Genomic DNA, 24,032 nt, shown 5'->3' with positions numbered 1-24,032 from the left:
TGATCCAGCATACGACGCCATCCCGCGTGTGAAAACCGCCAATATCAGGCCGGCTCGGCCAAACGGCTGATGAACCCCTCGACGATCGCCCCCGGCGCCAGCGCAATCGACAGGGTGACGGCTTCATCCTCTCCCGGCGCTTCCAAATCGGCCAGTTGGCTTGCCAGCATGTTGTCGCCCTTGAAGAAGTGGCCCTCGCGGGTTTCCAGGCGCTCGCGCAAAAGCGCTTGGCTGCCTTCCAAAAACAGAATATTGAGCCCCGGGTCACCCTCGCGTAAAAGCTCCCGGTAGCGCTTTTTGAGCCCGGAGCAGGCGATGACCACGCTTTCATCTTGCTGGCGATACTTGGCAAATAGCTTTGAAAGCGTCGTCAGCCACGCCTGGCGGTCACTGTCATCGAGGGGCGTACCGTTGGACATCTTGGCCACGTTGGCGGGCGAATGATAGTCGTCGCCGTCGATGAACCGCGCCCCTAACGAAGCGGCTACGTGCTGGCCGACCAGGGACTTACCACACCCGGAGGCCCCCATGACCAGAATACGATACGAAGTAGCGGGCATTGGTTTCTCTCCAGGTGCGCACTCCGTGCTTTAAAGCTCTACCGCTTCAAAGCCGGAGGAGTAGCGGATTGATGAATAGCGGATTTGGTGTATCGACGACAACTGTTACCGGTAACATCGGTTTTTTGAAAGGCTAACGACCCGGTTCGGCGGTGTCAAAGCAATAAAGGCCGCTTGCGACTAACGTCCAGGGCCTGGCGGTTTACTCTTCGAGCGCCCAGGCCACCGCTTTTTGCGCATGCAGTGCGGTCGTATCAAACAGCGGCACGGGGGTGTGCGTCTGGTCGACCAGCAGCGCAATCTCGGTACAGCCCAGCACCACGGCCTCAGCACCCTGCACCTTTAAAGTATCGATGATTTCGAGATAGCGTTGGCGGGACGCATCAAAGATCTTGCCGCGGCAGAGCTCTTCGAAAATCACCCGGTGAACGCTTTCGCGCTGACCTTCATCGGGAATCACCACGTCGATACCGTAGCGCTGCTTGAGGCGCGCCTTATAAAAATCCTGCTCCATGGTAAAGCGCGTGCCCAAAAGCCCTACGCGGCTGATGCCGCCCTTTTGACACTGCTCGCCGGTGGCGTCCGCTATGTGCAGAAGCGGAATTCGAATCGCCTGTTCGATAGCCGGGGCGACTTTGTGCATGGTGTTGGTGGCCAACAGCAAACAGCCTGCTCCGGCCCCCTCTACCCGTTTGGCCGCCTCGGCCAGGTGCTTGCCTGCACCGTCCCAATCGCCTGCGCGCTGAAGCGCCTCGATCTCGGCAAAGTCGACACTCAACATGGCGATCGAGGCGGAGTGTAAGCCCCCGAGCGCCTCGTTGACCCCCTCGTTCAGCGCTTTGTAATAACTTTGGGTGGATTCCCAGCTCATACCGCCCAGCACACCGATCGTTCGCATATCGCCTCTCCCGCCGTTGAAATGGATCTGTTGAATTGGACCGTTTGGCTGCAAATTAATTAAGCATATACGTCCTATAGCGGGTTTTCACTAGCTTCATGATGGGTGAGGGACTACGTTTAGAGCATGTTAATATTCGAGAGCGCCATTCATTAAAAAGGTGGCGCTAAAGACGATTGTTAAGACCAGGAGCCGTTTTGATGAGCGATAGCTACACACCGCCACGTGTTTGGGAGTGGGAACCCGGTAACGGGGGCAAATTCGCGAATATCAACCGCCCGACGGCGGGCGCACGGGAGGAAAAACCGCTGCCGGTTGGCAAGCATGCGCTTCAGCTTTATTCGCTGGCCACGCCCAACGGTGTCAAGGTGACCATCCTTCTCGAAGAGCTTTTAGAAAAGGGCATCAAGGCAGCCGATTATGACGCCCACCTTATTCAGATTGGCGAGGGCGATCAGTTCGGCAGCGGTTTCGTGGAGGTGAACCCGAACTCCAAGATTCCGGCGATGATGGATCACAGCGTTACCCCGCCCCAGCGGGTATTCGAGTCGGGCTCGATCTTGCTGTACTTGGCCGAGAAGTTCGACGCCTTTTTGCCGACTGACCCGGCCAAGCGTACCGAAACACTCTCCTGGCTTTTCTGGCAGATGGGCAGCGCGCCACTTCTGGGCGGCGGCTTCGGCCACTTCTACGCCTACGCGCCGGAAAGCTATCAGTACCCGATCGATCGCTACACCATGGAAGTGAAGCGCCAGCTCGACGTACTCGACCGCCACCTGGCCGACCACCGCTACATGGCCGGTGACGAGTACACCATCGCCGACATGGCGATTTACCCTTGGTACGGGGCACTGGTGAAAAACCGGGTCTACGAAGCGGCGGAGTTCCTCCAGGCGCAGACTTACAAAAACGTGATTCGCTGGGCCGAGGAGCTCGACGAGCGCCCGGCGGTCAAGCGTGGCCGCATGGTCAACAAGACCTGGGGCGATGAGAGCGAGCAGCTTCACGAGCGCCACGACGCCAGCGACTTCGAACACAAGACCCAGGATAAAGTGTAAGGGTCGACCGCTTACCCATCGCACAGCAAAACGGCCCTCGAGAGGGCCGTTTTGCGTTGAGAACCCACCAAAATGTTAGCGCCTTTAGTGCGGACCGCGAACGTCTTGAAGGCTCGTGCGCTCGCCGGGAGCCTGGCTAGTCACCACCGAGAGCGAACCATCGGTTTCCAGCACGACCGCCGCGGCCTCGTTCATATGGGCAAGCCCGCTTGCGCGCACCGCCGAGCGTACTTCGTCGGCAGTCACCCGGGCCTTGTACAGCGCGTCTACCAAAAGCTCGCCGTGATAGAGCAGCATCAGTGGCTCGCCGGTCACCGCTCGCTTGACCCAGCCCACCCGCACGCTGAGCCAGGTAATCAGGTACTGAAGCGCAATCAGAAGGGCCAGGGCCAGCGTGCCTTCGGCCAAGGCCACGTCCTTGGAGAGCAGCACCGTGGCAAGAGTCGAGCCCAGCGCGACCGTCACGATCATGTCGAAGGCGTTCATCTTGGAGAGCGTACGGTTACCCGAAATACGCAAAAAGACGATCAGTACGAAGTAGGCCAGCACACCCACCACCAGCGTGCGTACCAGGCTTTCCCAACCGCTAAAAAACATCATGTCCATACGTAATACGCCGCCGTTTTCGATTCATGGACGTTGAGTGTAGTCACTCGATCCAGGACCGTCAGCGGGGATTACTTCGGACTCATTGTGGGCCGGCATGGCGCTTTTGGTACTCACTCCACCACTCGGCGTAGGAGCTGTTTTTAGGGGCGCGCTCGTTCTCGTCCGGCGCGCCGTCGTCCCACCAGACCGGGCCACGTTCGCCCAGCGCCTCCTTGGCGCTTTGCACGTCGGCCCGGGCTTTTTTCAACGCCTGCTCGTCGTTTTGGTCCTTGGCGGTTTTGACCGCGCGGCGCGCCTTCATCAAGGCGTTGACGTGCTTTTGCTCTTCGTCCTCGTCAAGGCGCGGGTCGGTGCACCGCCATAGCCGGTTTTTGGCCACGAAGTAGCGGCCATCCGGGGTATGAGGAAATGGCGCTTTTGGCATACAACGGCCCTCGTCAGATACGGCGTTGACGACGCTTCAACGACCTAGAAACGCTTGGTCAGCGTGATCGAACCAATGGTGTCGTGGCTCTCCTGACCGTCGAACTCCCGGGTACGCTTGAGCGCGGTGTAGTTGACCTGCCAGTCGTCGTAGGCCAGCGCCAGCCCGGCGGAGGCGTCGGCCACCCACTCCTTGCGATCAACCGAGTGGCTCGACGAGAAAACGTTGCCGTCCAGGGTCAGGTTATGCGCCATGTAGTAGCCGTCCACGTTGGCAAACAGGTACCACTGCCAGCCGTGGGTGCTTTCAAACTGCCCGCGATTGCCGGGGTTAGGCGTAATCGTGGGCACGCCACTGGCGTCATCGCCCCAGCGCACGCCGTAGCCCGCACTTGCGTAGGTATAAAGGTTACCCAGCGCCGCGCCCAGGCTCGGGCCGTGGGCGAACTGCTTGCCGGCCAGCGGCATGTCGATCCACCACTGGCGGCGCAGGGTCGCGTTGGCGATCGGCTCATCGCTTAGCTGGTTGTCCCAGCCCCGCGGCCGGTCGCTATCGGTGATGCTATGCACTTCGCGCTGAATGCTATCGGCCTGGGAGGACGGCCCTACCAGGCCTACGTCCAGGTGCAGATCCGTAGCCCGAGTAATGTTCTGGGTAATGGGTGTGTCTTCGTAAAACGACATGCCACCAAATACCAAACCGGCATAAGGTCGGTCATCCTCGATCAGCGTGGGTACTTCGATCAGTTCCGGCGTATAGATCTGATGCACCAGCCGAAACGCCACCTGGTCGGCCCGACCGATGACGGCATCGGGCAAGGCGGTAGCCATGCGCTGAGTCCAGCTTTCGTTGTCCGGGGTGTAACCGTAGTTGAGCTCGAAACCGCTGGTAAAATGGTTGTCGTCGCTACTGGCGAGGCCGTCGTTTTCGACCTTGAGCGTAAAGTCGCTGTCGCTGGCCGCGGCGAGCGGTGAGAGCAGCAAAAACGAAGCGGCAATAGCAAAGGCGTTCCGCCGTTTGGCAGAAGATACGTTCATGTTTCGTTCCTTGAGGCGTTCGGGGACCCGGTAAGCGTAGACGCTTATATACATTTTTGGCTGTATGCTACTAAAAATTTATTTAGCGCGCGCACTTTTCCCTTCGATGATTCCAGGCCCGCGTCAATCCATTGAGCGTGATAGCGATACAAGCGGCGTCTTAGCGCTCGCGAATCAGCCAGTTCGGGGTGACTTCGTGCTGCCCGGCGTCGTCGGTCACAAATAGTGAGCCATCACTGATCATTATAGCCCAGTTGATCGCTCGGGGAAGGTCGGTGGCCACGGCCGCAAGGGCCGACTCGGGCAAGCTCGCCACGTGTAGATTCTTGAGCGAGGCAACGCCTGGCAAGACCTTTGCCTCCCACTGGTCGGTTCGCCCGTAGGCGAGCAGCGAAACGCGCTCGGCGCGGCGCGAGCACCAGGTCAGGCGCTCGGCGTCGGGCTGGCCTACCTCGATCCAGTGAAGCACGCGGCCATCCAGGCTCTTCTCCCAAAGCGCCGGTTCGTCTACGTCGGAAAGCCCGCGGCCAAAACCGAGCGCTTCGCTATACCAGAGAACAAACGCTAAAAGGCGTGCGCACAGACGCTCTTCGGTTTCGGAAGGATGCCGGGCCACGGTGAAACGCAGCGTTTCGAATACGTTGCGGTCCAGGTCGGTCAGGTTCAGATCCACTTTATAGGGGGTCGCGCTTAAAGCCATTGAGGTCGTCCGGTTTAATGTGGCCGTTAGTGTAACGGATTTGCGCCGCCCTCGCGCCGCTTCCAGGCATGGCGCGCGCAAACCATGGGTCGCTTTATACGGGAGGTATTAAACCAAGGTCGAGTGTTTCGTGTCCGGGGTCATGCTCTACCATGCAAACACCACAATGTTACCGATAACATTTACCTGCCGATGGCCCAATACAACTGACCCTGGAGCACGCTCATGGATGGATGGACGCAAACGATGTCGGCGGGCCCCTTGCTGGGAATTGCCGCAGTAGCCGTTTTGCTACTTCTGCTGCTGATCATCAGGTTCAAGGTACACGCCTTTTTGGCCTTGATCGTCATCAGCTTTCTCACCGCCCTTGCGACCAACATCCCATTTGATGCCATCGTGCCCACCCTGGTCGACAGCTTCGGGGGAACGCTTGGCGCCGTGGCGCTGCTGGTGGGCCTTGGCGCCATGCTTGGCAAGCTGGTGGAGCACTCTGGCGGGGCGCGCGTGCTGGCCGACAAGATGATCGAGCTGTTCGGCGAGCAGCGCGCTCCCCTGGCGCTGGGCATCGCATCGCTGCTGATGGGGTTTCCGATTTTCTTCGATGCCGGCTTGATCGTCATGCTGCCAATCATCTTCGCCGTCGCGCGTAAACTGGGCGGTCCAATTCTACTTTACGCCATGCCCGCCGCCGCGGCGTTTTCGGTGATGCACGTGTTCCTCCCCCCGCACCCGGGCCCGGTCAGCGCCGCCGAGTACTACGACGCCAATCTGGGGCTTTTGATGCTTACCGGGGTGGTCATCGCCTTGCCGCTTTGGTGGGTGTCCGGCTATATGTGGGGCAAAATCGTTGCCAAACGTCACCCTTTCCCGCTAGGCAAGGCGCTTTTTGGGGAGGTCAAGGATGAAGAGATTACCAACCCGCCGGCAGTAGGCACGATCCTCTTCATGCTGCTGCTGCCGCTACTGCTGATCTTCATGAATACCGGCCTCGACTTCCTGCGCTCACTCGGCGCGGTCGACAGCGGCCAGGCGTGGTTTCAGCTGTTACGCGCCCTTGGCAGCACGCCCGTGGCGCTTTTGATCTCGACGCTGGTCGCCATGCTGGTACTGGGGCACCGCCGCGGCGTGGAGGGCAATGCGCTCGAAAAAGTGCTGGATTCGTCGCTGGGGCCGATCTGCTCGGTGGTGCTCATCACCGGGGCTGGCGGCATGTTCGGCGGCGTTCTGCGCGCCTCGGGCATTGGCGATGCGCTCTCCGGCTCGCTCAGTGACCTGGGGCTGCCGGTGATCGTGGCGGCCTACGTAATCGCCGTCATCATGCGCCTGGCGCAGGGCTCGGCCACGGTCGCACTGGTCACCGCGGCGGGTCTGATGGCCCCCGCCGTCATCGGAGGAGGCTTCACGGATATGCAGGTCGTCGCCATCACCATCGCCACCGCGGCGGGCTCGGTATTTGCCGGCCACGTCAACGACTCGGGCTTCTGGCTGGTCGGTCGACTGCTGGGTATGGATGTCAAAACCACGCTCAAGACCTGGACGGTCCAGCAAGCACTTGAATCGCTGGTCGGCTTTATTTTCGCCTACCTGATTTTCCTGTTGTTTTAAAACCGTTTGCCTACCAGAGGCGGGCCGCTGCCCGCCTCTTCATTATGCCTTGCTACGCTCATCGTTTAATAAAGTGGCGTTCGCGAGTGTGTCTTTCTCATGATTAGGCTCGCGCCAAGCTTCCGCTAACGCCTCTTCATACCAGGCCCGCATGGCGGGAAGCGCCAGCAAGCGATCGACGTATCCGCGCGAGCGCTCGCTTAGCGGTAATCCGAATGTCTGTACGCGAAACGCGACCGGGGCGAAGAAAGCATCGACGCCGCTAAACTGCTCACTGGCTAAAAAGGGGCCTCCAAAACGCTCGAGTCCCTCTTGCCACAGCGCATCCAGGCGCGTCAGATCCTTTTCCAGCGCCGCTGAAAAAGCGTTTGGCTTAACGCGCACCCCACAGTTCATCGGGCACTCGCCGCGCAGCGCCCCAAAACCGCTGTGCATTTCAGCGCTTGCCGAGCGTGCCCAGGCGCGGGCGGCGCGGTTTTCCGGCCACACGCCAAGATGAACCTCGGCCAAATACTCGATAATCGCCAGCGAGTCCCACACCGGGCCCGCCTCGTCATCAGCGGCCACCAGGCAAGGCACCATTGCCGAGGGCGAGAAGCGAATGAAACTGTCGTGGCTCTCCCCCGCACCGCCTTCAAACGGCGTAACGTGTTCGTTAAAGGGGATGTTCAGGGCCGTCATTAACACCCAAGGACGAAGCGACCAGGAGGAGTAGTTTTTATTGGCGATATGAAGATCGTACATCGCAGCACCACGCATTTAATGAGAGAGCCTTCGAGCATAAAAGAGGGGTGACCCTTGGGCCACCCCTTAATAACGGTGCGAGCGTTAATGAAATGAAAACAATGTAATTAGAACAATGTAATTAGAACTTTGCGGGGCGTTTTTCGACGAAGGCGCTCATGCCTTCTTGTTGCTCGGCGCCGGCAAAGCAGAGGGCGAACAGGCTCGTTTCCAGCGCCAGGGCGCTGTCCAGGTCCTGGTCCATGCCGTCGTGCACCGCCTGTTTGGCGGCGCGCACCGACTGGCGGCCGTTGCCCTTGAGCTGTTGGGTGAGTTCATCGGCGTAGTTTGCAAGCTCCGCCTGGGGCATGACGCGATTGACCAGGCCGATACGCAGCGCTTCCTGGGCGTCGATCTTGCGCCCGGTGGTGACCAGGTCCATCGCCAGGGCGGGGCCGACCCGGCGCGGCAGACGCTGGGTGCCGCCAAAGCCTGGAATCACGCCTAGTAATACCTCGGGCTGGCCGAACACGGCGTTATCGCTTGCCACCGCCCAGTCGCAGGCCAGCGCCAGTTCACAGCCGCCGCCCAAACAGAACCCGTTGACCAGCGCCACGACCGGTACCGGCAGCGTTTCAAGACGCTTAATGGTCCCCAGCGCCTGTTTGGCGAACGCACGCGCCTGCTCCGGGTCCTTGTTGCGCATCTCGGTAATATCCGCCCCGGCTACGAAGGACTTCTCCCCGGCGCCGGTGAGCAGCACCAGGCGAAGGTTGGTCTGGCGCTCGAGGGCGTCAAGGTGCGTTGCAAGCGCGTCGAGCACCTCGCCATTGAGCGCGTTCAGCGCCTTGGGCCGGTTGATCGTCAGTGTTACGACGCCGTCGTTGTCGTTTTTTTCAATTACCTGTTCGCTCATGTTGGCTCCTTTTTTATTAGGGATCAGGATGGGTCGCCATCGACATCCATCAGGCACTCATAGCCCGCTTCGATCACTGCGCGCTGGGCCCGACCGACCGGCAGCCATTGGGTAATGACGAAATGCGCGCTGGCAAGCTTGGCCTTGTAGAACGAATCGCTACTTTGCGCACGGGTAGCGGCAAGCGCCGCCTCGCCCATCTGCCAGGCGCAGAAGACGTGCCCGGCCAGGTTCAGAAACGGCGTGGCGTAGGCCTGAACCGCATCGACACCGCAATCCAAATCCTTGCCCTGCTCGAGCACGATGGCCATCGCCGCGCGCAGATCCTGGGCGCCCTGGCCGAGCGCTTCACCCAGATGCGCCAGGCTCGCGTCATCGCCCAAGGCGCTGGCGGTTTGCTCGACGCGCTCGATCAAGCGCGTAAGCGCTGAGCCGTCATCGCGCTGGAGCTTGCGCCCGGCCAGGTCTAGCGCCTGAATACCGTTGGTGCCTTCGTAAATGGGCGCGATGCGCACGTCGCGCAAAAGCTGGGCCGCCCCGGTCTCCTCCACGTAGCCCATGCCGCCGTGCACCTGAATGCCCAGGGAAGCGATATCCACCGCCTGGTCGGTCGAGAAGCTTTTGACGATGGGAATCAAAACGTCGATCAGCGCCTGGGCGGACTCGCGCTCGGCGGGCGTATCGCTGCGGCGTGCAATATCGAGCTGGCCGGCGCAGTAAAGTGCCAACGCCCTTAGCGCATCGGTACGCGCGCGCATGGAGAGCAGCATGCGCTTGACGTCCAGGTGCTCGCTAATCGTGGACTCCTTGCCGCCGCGGGCGCTGGAAAGGCGCCCCTGAACGCGTTCCTGGGCGTAATCCGCGGCGTGTTGGCAGGCACGTTCTGCCACGCCAATGCCCTGAATGCCGACCTTGTGGCGCGCTTCGTTCATCATGGTGAACATATGGTTGAGCCCGCGCCCCTCTTCACCCACCAGGTAGCCAATCGCCCCGCCCTGCTCGCCGAAGCTGAGCGTGCAGGTCGGCGAGCCGTGAATGCCGAGCTTGTGCTCGATGGAGGCGCAGGTGACGTCGTTACGCTCACCGAGCGAGCCATCGTCATTGACGAGAAATTTGGGCACCAAAAACAGTGAAATGCCCTTGTTGCCTTCCGGCGCATCGGGTTTGCGGGCCAGCACCAGGTGAATGATGTTTTCCGCGGCGTCGTGCTCACCCCAGGTGATGTAGATTTTCTGGCCGCTGATACGGTAGTGATCGCCTTCGGGAACGGCTTTGGTGCGCACCTTGGAAAGATCCGACCCGGCCTGAGACTCGGTCAGGTTCATCGTGCCGGTCCAGCGCCCTTCGACCAGGTGGGGCAGGTAGGTCGCCTTGAGCGCGTCGCTTCCGTGGTGGGCCAGGGCCTCGATCGCGCCGGCGGTGAGCATGGGGCATAGACCCAGTGCCATATTGGCGCCGTGAAGCATTTCCTGCACCGCACTGGCCACGACTTCAGGCAGGTTCTGGCCGCCCAGCGCTTCACGCACGCCGATGCCGTTCCAGCCACCTTCAACGTAGGCCTGGTAGGCGCTGGCAAAGCCTTCAGGCGTGGTGACACTGCCGTCCGATTGGCGCGTGGCGCCCTGCTGGTCGCCTACGCGATTTAGTGGGCCCCAGACATCGCCGGCCAGTTTAGCGGCCTCTTCGAGGACGGCTTCGACCAGATCCGGCGTGGCCTCTTCAAAGCCGGGCAACGCCAGCGAACGATGCGCCAGCATCTCTTCGAGTACAAAGCGCAGATCGCGAACCGGCGCGACATAATCCTTCATGGCAACCCCTCAACCCAGGTGAAGTAACGTTTGAAAACGCGTAATCGTTAACTACAGCATGGTAGTCAAACGAGCGTTTGCACACTATTCGCCCAAGGTATCACACACTCTGGATTCACCGGTGCCCTTTACTGGCTTAAAGCGTCGGCACCTGGGGGCGATGAACGCTCTCGACATCGTCGTAGTAGGTAATGTGCGCTTCGTCCTCGGCCGGCGGGCCCACCATCGGCTCCGCCACGCCCACCTCCGGAACGACCTGGGAGAGGTCCTCCAGGTGCTCGTGCTCCAGCGCCCCTTGAACCAGCTCCTCGGTGACGATCAGCTCGGCGCCAGCGCTGGACATCGGCGCTGTTGCGGTAAACGGCGCCACCGGTAGCGGTGCCGGGCGCACGCTTCGCCGCCAGCCAAAGAACAGCAAAAAGAACAGGCTCATGGCGCCGAACGCCCAGAAAAGCCCGGCGTCGCCAACAGACGTCATCACCGGGGAAATCAGTAGCGGGCTCAAGGTCGCGCCGATGGAGTTGATCAGCAAAAGCCCTTGGCTCATGCGCACCAAAGCGCCGGCGGGCGCCCGGTCGGCGGCGTGGCTCACGGCCACCGGGTAGAAGGCGAACACACCACCGCCGAGCAAAAACAACAATACGGCCAGCACAGGGGTCGAAAGCGTCAGCCAGAGCATCGCACCGGAAATCACGATACAGAACGCGCTGATACCTATCAGCACCATTTGCCGGTCGTGACGGTCTGACCAACGACCAATGGGGTATTGAAGCAGCATCGCTCCGAGGATCAACACGGCCATCATCTGGCCGACCTGGCCCACACTCATGCCGATGCGTTGCAGGTAAAGCGGTAAAAGCGAGTAGGCAGCGGCCACCACCATGCCCGAGCCAAGGCTACCCACCACGCCCGTGGGGGTCATGGTAATCAGCCGGTGCGGCGGCAGCGGTTCGGCGTGTTCGATCAAGGGGGAGACGCGGGGAATCATCGCCATGGGCAACACCGAAAGCGACGCCAGCATACCGATCACCATGAAAGGCGCGGTCACGCCCATGGCGTTGGTCACGCCTAAAAGAAGCTGGCCCACCACCCCGGCGGCGTAGAGCGAAATCATATAAAGGGCGAGCAGCCGGCCGCGCACCTTTTGATCGCCAGCGCTCAAAAGCCAGCTCTCGATGACCAGGTAGACGCCCACCGTGGCCCAGCCGCCGATCAAACGCAGCACGAACCATGCCCAGGGGTCGAAGAAAAGCCCTTGCAGCAAAACGGTTACGGCGACCAGCGAGGCGAAGCTGCCATAAGCGCGAATATGGCCAATGCGCACCAGCAGCCGGTCGTTGAACATGGCGCCAAACGCCAGACCAATGAAGTAGGCCGACGACACGACACCGATCAGCGTCGCGGATTCGCCCGCCGCGTCCAGGCGAAGGGTGATCAGCGTGGCCAAAAAGCCGTTGCCGATCCCCAGAATGAAAAGCCCTAATAACGGCGCAAGCGCCATAGCCAACAGTTGCCGCGACATGCCCACCTCACCTTGCCTTGCCATAATGGTATTGAGTACCGTACCGGCCGTTTCTTTGCCGGTACACACACAGGGCAAGAAAACGGGCGCGCAATTATTGCGCTCGGCGCTTTAAAGTCAACGCTTTTTATATCGCATGTTAACTATCGGCTGAGAGAGCCCGTCCTTTATCCACTCCGACGCGGCGTTTACGGTAATATTGCAAGGGTGCAAGTACTACCTGGCTCGCCGGCCAATGATTAACTGACACTCAGCGACCAGGCTGGCGTATCATCCTGGGTACTGATCAAGAAAGCCCTGGATCACGATAATCTTTTCAGGAACGTATTAAGGAAGGTGGCATGCTGACAGGCCTGGACCATTTAGTAGTAACCGTAACCGACATGGGCCGCGCCGTGGATTTCTACTCCCGCGTGCTCGGGCTCGACGTGCGCTACCGCGACGCCCAGCGGGTGGACCTGATGCTGGGCGATACCGCGCTTCGCCTGCATCAAACGGATACCGATATCGCGCCGATTTCCGCTACGCCCACGCCGGGCAGCCTGGACTTGTGCCTGCGCTGCCAACTGCCGCTGGAGGAGTTCATCGACCACCTCGAGGCGCTTTCCGTCGAGATAGAGCTTGGCCCGGTACAGCGCCAAGGAGCGAGTAGCACGATCGAGTCGGTGTATCTGCGCGATCCGGACGGCAACCTGCTGGAAATCTGCCGCCCGCTGGGACGTTGAACCGAGAAGGCTAAGAAAAAGTTACTCTCCACCGATGATACCGGTTGTCATTCGCGCTATCATAGCGCCTTCAAACCACATCGCCGAGATGCTGGACACCATTGTTTGTAAAAACATTTGTAACAACAGGAGTACCCATGCAAGATGACAACACCCCACTGAACGGCGATGTCGTAGGCAGCGAAGCACAGACAGGCAGCGTCGCCAAGAAGCCCGACACCACCTTCGTCATGGTGAACTATGCCCTTTATCTCGCCGGTTACGTCACCGGTGGTTTTACGATGCTGGTGGGGCTGATCATTGCTTATGTCTATCGCGGCAAAGGCCCCGAATGGCTCGATGAACACTACCGCTATCAAATCCGTACCTTCTGGATCGGCATGGTTTACAGTGTCATCTCATTATTCTTGTTCTTATTTGTCATCGGCATACTCATGTTAGTACTACTCGCGGTCTGGATGATCGTCCGCATTGTCGTCGGTTTCAAGGCGCTGCAAGAAGGACGCGCGCCTTCCAATGTCGATACCTGGCTCATCTGATCCATGCAGGACGAGGATCGCGGTACGCGGCGCGGGGCGCTACAGGCGCGCGTGATCGCTTGGCTATGGAAGACTCTTTCCCGGCGGCGCTTGACGACCCTCTGGCGCGTGGCGTCGCTGCTCGGCCCTCAGGTTTACCGTTTTAGCAAGCGTGAGCGCCGCGTCACCGAGCTCAACCTCAACGAGGTCTACCCTTCTGCTACGGCCAAAGAGCAAAAGCACCTCGCCAAACAGAGTCTCAAGCACTCCACGGCCACCATGCTGGAGCTTGGCTTCGCGTGGATGGCCGCGCCGGAAAGAGTCGCCGCATCGATCGTCGAGGTGCACGGCCGCGACAAGTTGGACAGTGCCCGAGCCGAGGGGCGTGGCGTAATCGTACTCGCCCCCCACTTTGGCAACTGGGAAGTGCTCAACTTCTGGCTCTCCAGCCACTTTCCCTTCACTGCCATGTACGAGCCCCCCAAGATCAACGATCTGGAGCCGATCATTCGCCACGGCCGCGAGCGCATGGGCGCAAGCCTGGTACCCACTAACCCGCGCGGCGTGGCGGCCCTATTGAAGGCGCTCAAACGCAGTGAGGCGATCGGTATCCTGCCCGACCAGGAACCCAACTGGGGCAGCGGCGTTTTCGCGCCGTTTTTCGGCCGGCCGGCCTACACCGCGACCCTGCTACCCAAGCTCGTTGTGCGCACCCAGGCGCGCGTCGTTACCGGCGTAGCGCTTCGCGTGCCGGGCAAGGGCTTCGTGATCCACTTTTTGGATGCCGACGAGCGCGTCTACAGTGAAGAGGACGTCACGTCGGCCACCGGCGTCAACGCAAGTGTCGAAGCCTCGATTGCGCTCGCCCCGGAGCAGTATCAGTGGGAGTACAAGCGCTATCGCAAGGTCGTCGAAGAGGCCCAGGGCCTTAAAAACGTCAAGCAATATCGCCTTTACTGATACCCGCCACACCCGCTAACCCTGCTCAAGGCGCCGGCGCGCCGAAATCTTCCTGCAACCAGTGACGCAGCTCGCTCATTCGCGGTGCGCTAAAGGGATCATCGAGCGGCGGAAGGGTGCCATCGATAAAGCCGCGGGCACGAAAGGCGTCCAGCAGCGCCGGATCCTTGCTGAAAACGTGCACCGGCACCGCCGCACTCGCCTCTTCGCCGGTGATCAGCGGCGCCGCTTGGTGGTCACCGAGAACGATCAAGAGCGTGTCGTCGTCCACCACGCGCTCGGCAAAGCGCCCGGTGGTTTTGACCGAATAATCCACCGACCAGCCGTAGTGGTCGCGAATACGCTCCAGATCCTGCCAGAGCACCTCGGGCGGGTCGGCAGCGTTTTCCCAAGGGGTGAAAATCCCACCGTCGCCAATCATCGACCAGTTCTCGAGCACGGGCAGTATCGGTGTCCAGGGGGCATGGCTCGAAATGAGCGTGATTTGGGCGAAAAGCGGGGCATCGTCGAGCTGGGTGCGGGCGACGTAATCCAGGGTGAACTGATCGGGCATGGTCACCCAGTTGAGCATCGGCCCGGCGTAGGGAATATTGCGCGCGGTTTTGATCTCTTCGAACCCGTAGGCGACGCCCTCGGGCCAGGCAAGCGTAATGGCCGGCATGACGGTGAGCGAGCGCTGTCCGGTCGCGTGGAAATCGTCCACCAAGGTGGAGTGGCCGCTATCCAGCATGAGCCGATACCAGAGCTGGTTATCGATCCATCGCCCGCTCAACACGCTGGCGTGAGCAAGCCAGGACTGGCCGCCACGGATCGGCGCCTCTAAAAGACCGGAGACCACGCCGATATCACGCGCCTGCAAGCGCTCCTCCATTTCCTCGAGCGTTGTCTGAATGAGCGCGCCATAGCGCGGGTCGTCGAGCGCCGTCACCCCGTAGGATTCGATGAACGTTAGCAGCACGTTACGCCCGGAAAGACCCGGCAGTGGCTGCGCCTCGAGCGGCGCCTGCTCGAGCTGGTCTTCGAAGGCCTGCCGCGCCCGATGCGTGGCGGCTATCTGCTCGGCCTGAAAACCCGTGACATCGACCATCGGCAGCGCTGAATTCGCCAGCACCCGGTGGCCGTTATACGTCAATACACCAAGCACGAGCGCGCCTACCCCAACCCCCAGGGCGAGAAGCCCCGGCAGGCGCCGTGACGCAAGCGAACGCTTGGGTGAAAGCAACCAGCCCACCAAAACGAGCACGCCCAAAAAGACGAACCCGCCCAGCAGCATTATGAAAACTGCGGCCAACTGGCCTACATTACCTACTAGCAGATGATAAATAGAGCGCAGCAGCGGAACATCGAGATACAGGTTGAGCGAGCGGCCAAACGCCGTATGGGTAGCGGCGCCGCCCAGGTTGGCAGCGCTGACAAGCCCTGCCCAGCCGACGATGAGCACCATCAGCAAGCGGCGCACACGCCCTACCGGCATCAGCATCAGTAACGGGGCCAGAACCCACGCTTCCAGCGCAATGAGCACTACACCGGGAGCCTCGAAACGCCACCACAGGGGCGCGACGAGCAGAAAATTAAGCGCTAGAGCTGCGATTAAAAAGCGGAGCATGAATAGGTCGACACCCTGAAAAAACCTTTTAGGCGAGAAAGGCCGTAACACCGTATAGTTAACGCTGCGTTGACCGGACGGACATTAATCGTCAATCTAATATAGAGGTTTGAAATTCAAGGATAACGGAACTGTGCTTGGCAAAATAGTGGTAGTCAAAACACCAGGCCCTCCTATAGCAATAAAATACATTTAAAGCCTGGCTTTCGATTAATCAGGCCTTTATACGAAGGGAACTCACTCATGAAAGGTCGCCTTGGCGCGAAATGGATCGTGGCGTTGGGCGTGGTTAATGCCCCGCTTGTTCAAGCAAGCGACGCCCTGTTCGACGATGTGATCGCACGCGCTGAAACCCTGGCCGCAGCGCCTTACGAGCCGCCGAAGCCGCGCCTCTCTAGTGCCTTGAAGAACTTAAGCTACGATGCCTACCGCCAGATTCGCTTTGATCCCGAGCGTGCCTACTGGCGCGGAAACGATTCATTTTCACTGCAGCTTTTTCATAGCGGATTTTTGTTTTTACATCCAGTCAAACTCAACGTCATCGACGGTGACAACGTCGAGCGGCTGCGCTTTACCAGTGACGATTATATCTACGAGGGTGAAGCTCAAGCACTGTTGGAAGACGACCTGTCCGGTAGCGACCACGCGGGGTTTCGCCTGCATTACCCGCTCAATAGCGAAGCGTATCACGACGAGGTCGCGGTCTTTTTGGGCGCCAGCTATTTTCGCTTGGCAGGACGCGACCAGGGCTATGGGCTCTCGGCGCGGGGGCTTGCCATCGACACCGCCGCCGGTGAACAGGAGGAGTTTCCCGAGTTTCGCGAATTCTGGTTCTTCAAACCCGATGAAGGCGACACCACCCTGACCTTTTTAGCGCTGATGGATAGCCCTTCGCTAAGCGGCGCCTATCGCTTTACGCTCACCCCGGGGGAGCAAACCCACCTGGAGATCGAGGCCGAGCTTTTCGCCCGCGACGATATCGATAAACTTGGCGTCGCACCGCTCACCAGCATGTTCGCCTTCGGCGAGGTCACATCGAATCCGCCCGACGACTTTCGCCCCCAGGTGCACGACTCCGACGGCCTTTTACTGCATACCGGCGGCGGCGAGTGGGTATGGCGCCCACTCAGCAATCCGGACACGCTACGCCTTTCCCAGTTCAGTGACGAGGGGCCGGCGGGGTTTGGTCTGATGCAGCGCGAACGCGACTTCGACCGCTACCTGGATATGGAGGCGCAATACCACCGCCGGCCGAGCCAATGGGTGGAGCCGCTGCAAGCGTGGGGCGCGGGCCATGTGGAACTGATCGAGATCTCGACCCCGGATGAAACCCACGACAATATCGTCGCGTACTGGGTGGCGGACGCGCCATTGAACGCCGGCGAATCGCGCACGCTGCACTATCGCACCTACACCCTCGACGACGTGCCCGAAGCCAACACCCAGGCCCGGGTTTTTCGCACCCGCCAGGGCCAAGTGGGTATTACGAAAGCGAGCGCCGTGCGCGAGGAGCGCCAGTTCATCGTGGATTTCGAGGGTGGTGAGCTCGATGGCTTGAGCGAGGACGCGGACATCGAACTGTTTATCGAGACCAACAACGGCGATGTGAGCGAATCGCACGTATTGGCACTGCCCGATAACCGGTGGCGCGCCAGCTTCCGTATCCCGACCGATGCCGCCACCGACATCCGTTTACGGCTTGAATTGAACGGTGCACCGATTAGCGAAACCTGGAATTACGTGTGGTACCCCGATGTCTGAACAACCCAATACCGATGTTCGTATCCCCTGGCTTGGAAGTCGCCGCGCCTTTTACGCCTTTGCGGTGCTTGCTTCGAGTGCGCTGGGCTTTTGGGCAATGGCACGGGTCGTCGCCGATTTAGCCCTGGGCTGGCAAATCGCACTGCTGACACTGTTCGTGCTTACCTTTGGCTGGATCGCCATGGCCTTTTGGGGAGCGGTGTGTGGCTTCGTCATCTGCGCGCTTCGCCTGGACCCGCTGACACTTCGTCGTCAGCGCCCGGCCCCGCCGAACGCCTACCGGCTGGTCAGTAAAACCGCCCTGGTGATGCCGATCTACGCCGAGCCGCCGATTCCGACCATTGCCGGTCTCGAAGCCACCTGTCGCTCGCTTTTGGGTCAAGCCAACGCCCAGGACGGAACAGTTGAAAGCGGCGAAAACAAGCTTCATCCACACTTCGACGTCTTCATTTTAAGCGATACGCGAGATGCGTCCCAGGCCGAGGAAGAGGCGGCCCACGTCGCGGCGTTACAACAACGCCTGGCCGGGCAAATCAACGTCTACTACCGCCGCCGCGAAAACAACCAGGGGCGCAAGGCGGGCAACATCGCCGAGTTCTGCCGGCGCTGGGGGCGACGCTATGACTTCATGGTGGTACTCGATGCCGACAGCCTGATGAGTGGCGCCACGCTTTTGCACATGGTGCATCGCATGCAGCGTGAGCCCAATGTCGGTCTCATTCAGACGGTTCCCATTCCCGTTGGCCAGCACACGCTTTTTGGCCGATGTTTACAGTTGGCCTCGGCTCTTTATAGCCCGATGCTGGCCGCCGGACAAAGCTTTTGGCAAGGAGACGCGGCCAACTACTGGGGGCATAACGCCATCATTCGCACCCGTGCCTTTATGGCGCATGCGGGGCTGCCTGCCCTACCGGGCAAGGCGCCCCTGGGGGGCGAACTATTGAGCCACGATTTCGTGGAAGCCGCGCTTTTGAAGCGCGGCGGCTGGAAAGTATTGCTGGATACCGGCGCAACCACCGCCGTCTCGTCCCAGGCGCCGCCTACCGGCGCGAATCACAACAGCTTCGAGGCGATGCCCAGTAACCTTTTAGACTTTGCCAAACGCGACCGACGTTGGCTCCAGGGCAATTTGCAGCACCTTCGCCTGTTGACCGGCGCCGGTTTTCACCCGATCAGCCGCCTGCATTTTCTATTCGGCGCCTTCGCCTATCTCTCATCGGTGGTGTGGCTGGGGCTTTTGGTGTGCACCAGCCTTTTGGTATGCGTTCAGGCCATGACCGCCACCCCGGGCCATGCCCTACCCAAACCCCTCTCTCTTGGGCTTTTATCGGTCACGCTTTTCATGCTGCTCGCTCCCAAGCTTTTGGGGTTACTGCTGACCCTCGTGCAGTCCCCCAGGGCCTTTGGTGGGCGCTTCAAGCTCGTCGTCAGCGTGCTGGTCGAACTGCTCTTCGCCGCCCTCATCGCACCGCTGATGATGGCCTGGCACAGCCTTTTCATCTTCAATGTACTGCTGGGCCGCTCTGTTGACTGGCAAACCCAGCATCGGGGTGAGCGCTCACTTGCCTGGCACGAGGCCTGGTGGCATACCGGCTGGATGACGGTATGCGGTGTCGCCTGGGCCGGAGTGATGTATCTCTTCTCGCCTCATGCGTTTGCCTGGCTGGCCCCGGCCTGGTTTGGGTTGATCGCCGCCGCGCCGATCGTCAAGTATTCAAGCAGCGGTACCTGGGGCGGGGTCATCAGCCACCGCCTGGGGCTACTGAAAACCCCCAGCATTACTTTCAAACCCGCGCTTTTGAACGACTTCGCCGCCCTGGGCGCGCGAAGCGGCGATGAATACGTCCAGGACACGCCGCTCGAGGGTGCCACGTACCCCTTGCCTTGCGAACTTTTGGGGGATATGCCCTGCCAGTCGTTTCGTCGATTCGACAAGCAGCCCACCGTCGACGACTCGGCCAAAGAGCCCCATTGATGGCGCACTCGCTGCTGCAAAGGCTCAAAAGCACCGGCGGCGTGGCGCGTTCACTCATCGTCTACTGGCGCCCTGGCCGTCAAAAAGGGCTAAGGCGCCTCTATCACCCTTTCATAACGCCAGGCGACGTGGCGTTTGATATCGGCGCGCATCTGGGTGATCGCAGCGCAGCATTTCGAGCGTTGGGCGCCAGAGTCGTGGCCCTCGAGCCTCAGCCAACACTGGCCAAGTGGTTTCGACGCGTACTCAGACATGACGATATCACCTTGCTCTCGCTGGCTGCTGGCCCCGAGGCGGGCTACGCCGATATCGCGATCAGCACCGCCAACCCTACGCTCTCTACCCTGGCCCATGAGTGGCGCAGCCACATAGGCACGCATAACCCGGGCTTTCAGCGCATCGCCTGGGAGCAGACGCTGCGCGTCGAGGTGACCACGATGGACCAGCTCATCGCGCGTTTTGGGCTGCCCTGCTTTATCAAGATCGATGTCGAAGGCTTCGAAGCCGAGGTGCTCAAGGGGCTCAACCACCCGGTGGCGGCGCTTTCGGTGGAGTTCGTGGCCGGTGTATTGCAGGTCAGCCACGCCTGCGTCGGGGAGATCGAGCGCCTGGGTGACTACCGCTTCAACGCCGTGGCCGGCGAGCAGCGCGATTTTCGCTTTGCCGAGTGGCAAACGGCCGCGGCGCTGCGCCAATGGCTCGACGAAGGCGCCGACGGGCTCGCCTCTGGCGATCTATACGCCTGCCGAGCGGACCACCCATTGATGACCTCAAACGCCTAACAACGCACAAGGAGCGGCATGATTGTTCATTGGCAGGCGCTCACCGCGCCAAAGCTCAAAGAGATCGCCACCCGCGATCCGGTGGCAGTTTTGACCCTGGGCGCTATCGAGCAGCACGGCACGCACCTGCCGCTGGCCACCGACCTGATCATTGGCGAGGGACTTCAAAGCGCCATGCTGGACGTGCTGGATTCGGCAGTAGACGTCATTTGCCTGCCGCCGATCACCGTGGGCGCCAGCGACGAGCATAGCGACTTTGCCGGCACGCTGAGCCTGCCCCACACGACGGCAATCGCCACCCTGGAAGCCTACGGGGAAAGCGTCGCACGCGCGGGGATCAAGAAAATGGTCTGGATCAATAGCCACGGCGGTAACAAGGCGGTCATGGACCTGGCCGCGCTGACGCTGCGCAAGCGCTTTGCAATGCGCGTGGTGAAAGCCACCTATACGCGCCTTCCCCCGCTCGAGGCCGCCCTCGACCCTGACGAGCTGCGTTACGGCTTGCACGGCGGCCTGCTGGAGACGGCCATGATGCTTTACCTGGCGCCGTCGCTTGTACATCTAAACGACTACGCGCCCGCCCCGCCAGCGCGACCTAAAGAGCCCGAGCATTTGGTTGGCCCCGAGGGGGCCGCAGCGTTTGCCTGGCTGGGGGAGGATTTGAGCGAGCACGGCGTAGCCGGCGATGCTACCGGCGCCGAGGCGGCTCTTGGTAGGCGCCTGGTGGAGCACTACGCGGCCAAACTCGCCCAGGTAGTCGCGGAAACCGCCACGCTTCCCGCTTTTCAAAAGGCGCCTTAAGAAGCCGCCAGCGGTACTTACTGGCGGCCGGTGCAAGCGCTTACTTTCGTTAGCGGCCGCGGCCTTCCAGCACGTCGTCGAGCAAATGGCCCGCCCGGTTGGCCTTGGCGCTCAGGTAGCGGTGGTTTTGATCCGTCACGCTACCGTAAAGGGCCTGGCGCGAGACGACTTCGACCCCGCCGTCCGTCAACGCCTGGATTTTAAGCGGGTTGTTGGTCAGAAGCTGTACCTTGTCGATCGAGAGCGCGCGGAGCATATCCACCGCCACGGCGTATTGGCGCTCGTCATCGCCAAAGCCGAGCACCTGGTCTGCATCGACGGTGTCGAGCCCGCCATCCTGCAGGGTGTAGGCGCGCAGCTTGTTGGCAAGGCCAATGCCACGCCCTTCTTGCGCCAGATACAAGAGCACTCCGCCGCCCATGGCCTCGATACCCGCCACGGCATTTCTGAGCTGCTCGCCGCAATCGCAGCGCAGGCTGCCGAACAGGTCGCCGGTCAGGCAGGCCGAGTGCAAGCGAAGTGGCACCGCGCCTTCGATTTTTTCGAGATCACCAATCACGACGGCCACGTGCTCGCGCAGACCGTCCGGCTCGCGAAACAGCACGAAACGGCTCTCCACCGCGTCCTCCAGAGGGATGCGCGCTTCACTGATCCGCTTGAGCATGCCCGGGGCGCCGGCCAGGCACTGTTCGGCTTCCTCGGCGTCGACCTCCAAAAGCTTGCCTTGGGCGAGCTGCTCGTCGATGGCGCTGGCCTGAGCGTCGCTCACCTCGGCGCAGAGCGCAGCGGGGATGAGCAGCGCCCGGCGCATCAGGTTGACCGCGGCCCGCTCGCCCACCCCGGCCGGCTTTAATCCGGTCAACAGGCTTGAAGCGCTCTCCTCGCCCCTGGCCACCGCAAGACGGTGAAGATCCCTTTCGCTCACTTGCTCGGCAAGCGGCAGGCACGCCGCCTCGGCCTTGAGCGACATACCCATGGCTTCGAGGCGGTGGCGCGTCAATATCATGGCCGGGCGTGAACCGGAAAGCGTGGATAACGTATCGACTGAAACGCTGCCCTCCAGTGCCTGCACCAGCAAGCGTTGACCACCGGTCTTCAACACCACGGGTAAGCCGCGGCGAATGTCGAAAATAGCGCGTTCAATGTGATACATGTAGGCCTCCTGATTGCCTGGTAATGCGAGCAAGGTACGCTTGCGTTGGGCGCGTGGCCCCGGCATGATTCAACGTTGATTTTCCCTGGGAGGCGTCATGCCCGACTCCGATGGTTTGATAGGTCTTGCGCCGACTGGCCCCGTTATCGACGTCGATACCGCCTGGCAGTGGCTGCTCGCCACACGTAACGACGCTACTAGTGACATCCCCATCATGCTTTCCGGCAAAGGCGCGTGGCACTGCCCGGACGGCGTTAGCGTCACTCCCGAGGCCGAGACGCTTCTGGCCTGCCTGACGCCGCTGGCCGGGCAAAAGACATGGACGCTGGCCCAGCTGGGACAAAGCCTGGATGGGCGCATCGCCACCGAAAGCGGTCATTCGCACTATATCAATGGCTTCGAGAGCCTGGTTCACCTGCACCGGCTTCGGGCGCTGGCGGACGCCGTGGTCGTGGGCGCGGGCACCGCCACCGCCGATAACCCCCAGCTCACCGTGCGCCACGTGAGCGGCGCGCACCCTGTCCGCGTGATCATCGACCCGCGCGGCCGCGTGCCCGCCGAGCTCGGTCTTCTGCAAAGCGAAACGCCCACCACGCTGCACATCATCGGCGCCGGGGGCGAGCGGCGCCCAACCCGTGCCACGCAGTGCGAGCTGCCCTTGAACGAGAACGGCCAGTTCGATCCCACGGATGTCGTGGCGCTTCTGCGGGCGAGGGGCTACCAACGCATTCTGGTTGAAGGCGGTGGCATCACGATTTCCAAGTTCATCGAAGCCGGCACAATCGACTATTTGCATCTTTTGGTGGCTCCCCTGCTGATTGGCTCGGGCCGGCCGGGTCTTCAAATGACGCCGATCGACACGCTGGAGAGCGCGCTGCGCCCGCGTATGCGCACCTTCCCCTGCGGGGACGACACGCTCTTTGACATTTGCCTGGCCACCGGCACTACCTGACGGCGTCGCCTGGCCACGCTGGCCAAGGGCAACCCAAATGCCTGGCAGGCTCGAAAGCATGACCAGCACCCCATAGGCCAGCGAAATGGCCACGCCCTGGGCCGAAGGCAGCCCGACCCACAGCCAGACCGCCGCCGCCGTTCCCTCGCGAAGCCCCCAGCCGGCGATGGAGAGCGGCACCAGCATGGCAAGCAGCAGCGGCGGCGTCAGGGCCAAAATGCTCCAAATGCTCTGCTCGATACCGATCGCGCGTGCAGCGCACACCATGACCAACCCGTAGCTGATAACAATGGCAAGGGATGACGCCAGCTGCCAGTACCAAACGTCTCGTTTGAGCAAGCTGCGGCGCATATCGCGCCCGAAGGTAGCGCACCAGGCGGGCAGCTCGAAGGTGCGGGTTTGGCTCAGCCAAAATGCGAACGCCCCTCCACCAAGCGCTATCGTGATCACGCCCCCCGCCAACAGCAAAAACCCGGTGGCGCCCAGCGCCCGATGCCAAAGCGGCGAAGCGCACAGCGCCAGTATGACCAAAAGCGCCACAGCGCCCTGGCCCGAGGCGCGCTCGAGGAGCACCGCGCGCCAGGCGCCGCCTCTGGAGGCAGACTGGGTCGCGTGGCGGTGGGCACGCCCGGCGTCGCCCAACACGCCGCCCGGCAGCAGCTGATTGACCAAAAGCGCCAGGTAGTACTCACGCAGCGCGTAACCATAGCGCAGCGGTACCCCCACCAAATCCGCGGTGAACTTCCAGCGCCAAGCGCTTAGCATGACCTGCAAAACGCTAATCGCCAGCGCCAGCGCCATCCACATCGGTGATAACCGCTGGACCTCCCGGGCCACCTCGCCCGGGTTTACCCAAAGCGCCACCGCGCCCAACAGTGCCGCGCTGATGAGCCCGCGCTGCACCCAAGGGGTTTTAAGCCACGCCACTACGCCCATGCG

General features: G+C 61.2%; 22 protein-coding genes and 1 pseudogene. 10 read left to right on the top strand and 13 right to left on the bottom strand.

Features of this window, described 5'->3' with window-relative positions; all coding sequences use genetic code 11:
• Window positions 1-44 precede the first annotated feature (44 nt).
• Together ACWFVE_RS04490 and ACWFVE_RS04485 are read right to left on the bottom strand one after the other, a co-directional pair.
• Complete coding sequence (locus tag ACWFVE_RS04490) at window positions 45-560, bottom strand: gluconokinase (protein WP_447528094.1); 516 nt, start codon at window positions 558-560, stop codon at window positions 45-47.
• A gap of 202 nt (window positions 561-762) precedes the next feature.
• Window positions 763-1,458, bottom strand: a complete 696-nt coding sequence (locus tag ACWFVE_RS04485; protein WP_447528093.1) for an aspartate/glutamate racemase family protein — start codon at window positions 1,456-1,458, stop codon at window positions 763-765.
• Between the two features lie 200 nt (window positions 1,459-1,658).
• Between ACWFVE_RS04485 and yghU the strand changes: the two genes are divergently transcribed.
• Entirely contained in the window at window positions 1,659-2,516 is an 858-nt protein-coding gene (gene yghU / locus ACWFVE_RS04480) for a glutathione-dependent disulfide-bond oxidoreductase (protein WP_447528092.1), read from the top strand.
• Between the two features lie 84 nt (window positions 2,517-2,600).
• Here the strand turns inward: yghU and ACWFVE_RS04475 are convergent, their stop codons facing one another.
• The 4 genes from ACWFVE_RS04475 to ACWFVE_RS04460 all read right to left on the bottom strand — a co-directional run bounded on the left by ACWFVE_RS04475 (window position 2,601) and on the right by ACWFVE_RS04460 (window position 5,286).
• Window positions 2,601-3,122: a DUF421 domain-containing protein gene (locus ACWFVE_RS04475; RefSeq protein WP_447528091.1), complete on the bottom strand. Its 522-nt coding sequence runs from the start codon at window positions 3,120-3,122 to the stop codon at window positions 2,601-2,603.
• A gap of 82 nt (window positions 3,123-3,204) precedes the next feature.
• The gene (locus ACWFVE_RS04470; protein ID WP_447528090.1) at window positions 3,205-3,549 is read right to left on the bottom strand and encodes a hypothetical protein; all 345 of its coding nucleotides are present in this window, start codon (window positions 3,547-3,549) and stop codon (window positions 3,205-3,207) included.
• A 44-nt stretch (window positions 3,550-3,593) separates the two neighbouring features.
• The gene (locus ACWFVE_RS04465; RefSeq protein WP_447528089.1) at window positions 3,594-4,586 is read right to left on the bottom strand and encodes a lipid A deacylase LpxR family protein; all 993 of its coding nucleotides are present in this window, start codon (window positions 4,584-4,586) and stop codon (window positions 3,594-3,596) included.
• 160 nt (window positions 4,587-4,746) lie between these two features.
• The gene (locus ACWFVE_RS04460; protein WP_447528088.1) at window positions 4,747-5,286 is read right to left on the bottom strand and encodes a YaeQ family protein; all 540 of its coding nucleotides are present in this window, start codon (window positions 5,284-5,286) and stop codon (window positions 4,747-4,749) included.
• Between the two features lie 225 nt (window positions 5,287-5,511).
• Here ACWFVE_RS04460 and ACWFVE_RS04455 point away from each other — a divergent pair, with 225 nt between their 5' ends.
• Entirely contained in the window at window positions 5,512-6,891 is a 1,380-nt protein-coding gene (locus ACWFVE_RS04455; protein WP_447528087.1) for a GntP family permease, read from the top strand.
• A 42-nt stretch (window positions 6,892-6,933) separates the two neighbouring features.
• Here ACWFVE_RS04455 and ACWFVE_RS04450 read toward each other — a convergent pair whose 3' ends face one another.
• From ACWFVE_RS04450 to ACWFVE_RS04435, 4 genes are all read right to left on the bottom strand, one after another.
• Window positions 6,934-7,635, bottom strand: a complete 702-nt coding sequence (locus tag ACWFVE_RS04450; RefSeq protein ID WP_447528086.1) for a glutathione S-transferase family protein — start codon at window positions 7,633-7,635, stop codon at window positions 6,934-6,936.
• Between the two features lie 121 nt (window positions 7,636-7,756).
• Complete coding sequence (locus ACWFVE_RS04445) at window positions 7,757-8,530, bottom strand: enoyl-CoA hydratase/isomerase family protein (protein WP_447528085.1); 774 nt, start codon at window positions 8,528-8,530, stop codon at window positions 7,757-7,759.
• A 23-nt stretch (window positions 8,531-8,553) separates the two neighbouring features.
• Window positions 8,554-10,338, bottom strand: a complete 1,785-nt coding sequence (locus tag ACWFVE_RS04440) for an acyl-CoA dehydrogenase (RefSeq protein ID WP_447528084.1) — start codon at window positions 10,336-10,338, stop codon at window positions 8,554-8,556.
• Between the two features lie 136 nt (window positions 10,339-10,474).
• Window positions 10,475-11,860 (bottom strand): MFS transporter, encoded by a 1,386-nt coding sequence (locus ACWFVE_RS04435; protein WP_447528083.1) that lies wholly within the window; start codon window positions 11,858-11,860, stop codon window positions 10,475-10,477.
• 341 nt (window positions 11,861-12,201) lie between these two features.
• On the opposite strand from ACWFVE_RS04435, the gene ACWFVE_RS04430 reads away from it, so the two are divergent.
• The 3 genes from ACWFVE_RS04430 (at window position 12,202) to ACWFVE_RS04420 (ending at window position 14,063) form a co-directional block, all read left to right on the top strand.
• On the top strand, window positions 12,202-12,585 hold the full coding sequence (locus tag ACWFVE_RS04430) for a VOC family protein (RefSeq protein ID WP_447528082.1): 384 nt from the start codon (window positions 12,202-12,204) through the stop codon (window positions 12,583-12,585).
• A 137-nt stretch (window positions 12,586-12,722) separates the two neighbouring features.
• On the top strand, window positions 12,723-13,124 hold the full coding sequence (locus ACWFVE_RS04425; RefSeq protein ID WP_447528081.1) for a DUF4870 family protein: 402 nt from the start codon (window positions 12,723-12,725) through the stop codon (window positions 13,122-13,124).
• A gap of 3 nt (window positions 13,125-13,127) precedes the next feature.
• Window positions 13,128-14,063, top strand: coding sequence for a lysophospholipid acyltransferase family protein (locus ACWFVE_RS04420; RefSeq protein ID WP_447528080.1), 936 nt, complete (start codon window positions 13,128-13,130; stop codon window positions 14,061-14,063).
• A 25-nt stretch (window positions 14,064-14,088) separates the two neighbouring features.
• Here the strand turns inward: ACWFVE_RS04420 and ACWFVE_RS04415 are convergent, their stop codons facing one another.
• On the bottom strand, window positions 14,089-15,669 hold the full coding sequence (locus tag ACWFVE_RS04415) for an alkaline phosphatase (RefSeq protein WP_447528079.1): 1,581 nt from the start codon (window positions 15,667-15,669) through the stop codon (window positions 14,089-14,091).
• Window positions 15,670-15,912: 243 nt separating this feature from the next.
• Here ACWFVE_RS04415 and ACWFVE_RS04410 point away from each other — a divergent pair, with 243 nt between their 5' ends.
• From ACWFVE_RS04410 to ACWFVE_RS04395, 4 genes are read left to right on the top strand one after another with little or no spacing between them, the layout of a single operon-like run.
• Window positions 15,913-17,430, top strand: a complete 1,518-nt coding sequence (locus ACWFVE_RS04410) for a glucan biosynthesis protein (protein WP_447528078.1) — start codon at window positions 15,913-15,915, stop codon at window positions 17,428-17,430.
• A complete protein-coding gene (gene mdoH, locus ACWFVE_RS04405; RefSeq protein WP_447528077.1) occupies window positions 17,423-19,405 on the top strand; it encodes a glucans biosynthesis glucosyltransferase MdoH in 1,983 nt (660 codons plus the stop codon). The genes ACWFVE_RS04410 and mdoH overlap by 8 nt, the downstream gene beginning before the upstream one ends.
• Window positions 19,405-20,187 (top strand): FkbM family methyltransferase, encoded by a 783-nt coding sequence (locus tag ACWFVE_RS04400; protein ID WP_447528076.1) that lies wholly within the window; start codon window positions 19,405-19,407, stop codon window positions 20,185-20,187. Before mdoH ends, ACWFVE_RS04400 begins: the two co-directional genes overlap by 1 nt.
• Before the next feature lie 18 nt (window positions 20,188-20,205).
• Complete coding sequence (locus ACWFVE_RS04395) at window positions 20,206-20,988, top strand: creatininase family protein (RefSeq protein ID WP_447528075.1); 783 nt, start codon at window positions 20,206-20,208, stop codon at window positions 20,986-20,988.
• Between the two features lie 49 nt (window positions 20,989-21,037).
• Here the strand turns inward: ACWFVE_RS04395 and ribA are convergent, their stop codons facing one another.
• Window positions 21,038-22,141 (bottom strand): GTP cyclohydrolase II RibA, encoded by a 1,104-nt coding sequence (gene ribA, locus ACWFVE_RS04390; RefSeq protein ID WP_447528074.1) that lies wholly within the window; start codon window positions 22,139-22,141, stop codon window positions 21,038-21,040.
• A 97-nt stretch (window positions 22,142-22,238) separates the two neighbouring features.
• Between ribA and ACWFVE_RS04385 the strand changes: the two genes are divergently transcribed.
• Entirely contained in the window at window positions 22,239-23,093 is an 855-nt protein-coding gene (locus tag ACWFVE_RS04385) for a RibD family protein (protein WP_447530499.1), read from the top strand.
• 69 nt (window positions 23,094-23,162) lie between these two features.
• Here the strand turns inward: ACWFVE_RS04385 and ACWFVE_RS04380 are convergent.
• Window positions 23,163-24,029: pseudogene (locus tag ACWFVE_RS04380) on the bottom strand (lysylphosphatidylglycerol synthase transmembrane domain-containing protein); the annotation flags it as partial.
• Between the last annotated feature and the right edge of the window lie 3 nt (window positions 24,030-24,032).

Source organism: Vreelandella mediterranea (genome assembly GCF_970647075.1).
Note: the sequence above shows the minus strand (reverse complement) of the source record. Positions and strands in the feature narration are given on the sequence as shown.

What these genes read in the sequence shown, in the direction of transcription:
- ACWFVE_RS04490 (WP_447528094.1), bottom strand. Translation starts at nt 560, where the DNA reads ATGCCCGCTACTTCGTATCGTATTCTGGTCATGGGGGCCTCCGGGTGT.
- ACWFVE_RS04485 (WP_447528093.1), bottom strand. Translation starts at nt 1,458, where the DNA reads ATGCGAACGATCGGTGTGCTGGGCGGTATGAGCTGGGAATCCACCCAA.
- yghU (WP_447528092.1), top strand. Translation starts at nt 1,659, where the DNA reads ATGAGCGATAGCTACACACCGCCACGTGTTTGGGAGTGGGAACCCGGT.
- ACWFVE_RS04475 (WP_447528091.1), bottom strand. Translation starts at nt 3,122, where the DNA reads ATGGACATGATGTTTTTTAGCGGTTGGGAAAGCCTGGTACGCACGCTG.
- ACWFVE_RS04470 (WP_447528090.1), bottom strand. Translation starts at nt 3,549, where the DNA reads ATGCCAAAAGCGCCATTTCCTCATACCCCGGATGGCCGCTACTTCGTG.
- ACWFVE_RS04465 (WP_447528089.1), bottom strand. Translation starts at nt 4,586, where the DNA reads ATGAACGTATCTTCTGCCAAACGGCGGAACGCCTTTGCTATTGCCGCT.
- ACWFVE_RS04460 (WP_447528088.1), bottom strand. Translation starts at nt 5,286, where the DNA reads ATGGCTTTAAGCGCGACCCCCTATAAAGTGGATCTGAACCTGACCGAC.
- ACWFVE_RS04455 (WP_447528087.1), top strand. Translation starts at nt 5,512, where the DNA reads ATGGATGGATGGACGCAAACGATGTCGGCGGGCCCCTTGCTGGGAATT.
- ACWFVE_RS04450 (WP_447528086.1), bottom strand. Translation starts at nt 7,635, where the DNA reads ATGTACGATCTTCATATCGCCAATAAAAACTACTCCTCCTGGTCGCTT.
- ACWFVE_RS04445 (WP_447528085.1), bottom strand. Translation starts at nt 8,530, where the DNA reads ATGAGCGAACAGGTAATTGAAAAAAACGACAACGACGGCGTCGTAACA.
- ACWFVE_RS04440 (WP_447528084.1), bottom strand. Translation starts at nt 10,338, where the DNA reads ATGAAGGATTATGTCGCGCCGGTTCGCGATCTGCGCTTTGTACTCGAA.
- ACWFVE_RS04435 (WP_447528083.1), bottom strand. Translation starts at nt 11,860, where the DNA reads ATGTCGCGGCAACTGTTGGCTATGGCGCTTGCGCCGTTATTAGGGCTT.
- ACWFVE_RS04430 (WP_447528082.1), top strand. Translation starts at nt 12,202, where the DNA reads ATGCTGACAGGCCTGGACCATTTAGTAGTAACCGTAACCGACATGGGC.
- ACWFVE_RS04425 (WP_447528081.1), top strand. Translation starts at nt 12,723, where the DNA reads ATGCAAGATGACAACACCCCACTGAACGGCGATGTCGTAGGCAGCGAA.
- ACWFVE_RS04420 (WP_447528080.1), top strand. Translation starts at nt 13,128, where the DNA reads ATGCAGGACGAGGATCGCGGTACGCGGCGCGGGGCGCTACAGGCGCGC.
- ACWFVE_RS04415 (WP_447528079.1), bottom strand. Translation starts at nt 15,669, where the DNA reads ATGCTCCGCTTTTTAATCGCAGCTCTAGCGCTTAATTTTCTGCTCGTC.
- ACWFVE_RS04410 (WP_447528078.1), top strand. Translation starts at nt 15,913, where the DNA reads ATGAAAGGTCGCCTTGGCGCGAAATGGATCGTGGCGTTGGGCGTGGTT.
- mdoH (WP_447528077.1), top strand. Translation starts at nt 17,423, where the DNA reads ATGTCTGAACAACCCAATACCGATGTTCGTATCCCCTGGCTTGGAAGT.
- ACWFVE_RS04400 (WP_447528076.1), top strand. Translation starts at nt 19,405, where the DNA reads ATGGCGCACTCGCTGCTGCAAAGGCTCAAAAGCACCGGCGGCGTGGCG.
- ACWFVE_RS04395 (WP_447528075.1), top strand. Translation starts at nt 20,206, where the DNA reads ATGATTGTTCATTGGCAGGCGCTCACCGCGCCAAAGCTCAAAGAGATC.
- ribA (WP_447528074.1), bottom strand. Translation starts at nt 22,141, where the DNA reads ATGTATCACATTGAACGCGCTATTTTCGACATTCGCCGCGGCTTACCC.
- ACWFVE_RS04385 (WP_447530499.1), top strand. Translation starts at nt 22,239, where the DNA reads ATGCCCGACTCCGATGGTTTGATAGGTCTTGCGCCGACTGGCCCCGTT.